Consider the following 292-nt stretch of genomic DNA (forward strand, 5'->3'; position numbering starts at 1 on the left):
CGGCCTGCTCGGCCGCCGCTCGCGCATAGCGCCCCGCCCGGGCCGCCGTGGACCGACTCTCGGCGCGCCCGAAGTGGTAGGCGAGCGCGGCCACATCGCTCGGGTGCAGCCGCTCGATCGTCTCGGCCGCCGCCGCGTGCCAGCGCGCCCGTCGCGGCCTGGGGATGTCCTCGTACAGCGCGTCGCGGACCAGCGCGTGCGCGAACTGCGCACGGTCCGGACCCGGATAGGTCACGAAGCCCGCGAGCTGCGCGAACTCCAGGGCGTCGAGCACGAGTTCCTCGTCGTCGAG

General features: G+C 75.3%; 1 protein-coding gene. It reads right to left on the reverse strand.

Going from position 1 to position 292, the window contains the following annotated elements; all coding sequences use genetic code 11:
• Positions 1-292: hypothetical protein (locus GT354_RS23080; protein WP_161358283.1), on the reverse strand; the 292-nt coding region annotated here is incomplete at both ends.

The sequence above is a fragment of the Streptomyces sp. SID3343 genome, from assembly GCF_009865215.1.
Lineage (GTDB): Bacteria > Actinomycetota > Actinomycetes > Streptomycetales > Streptomycetaceae > Embleya.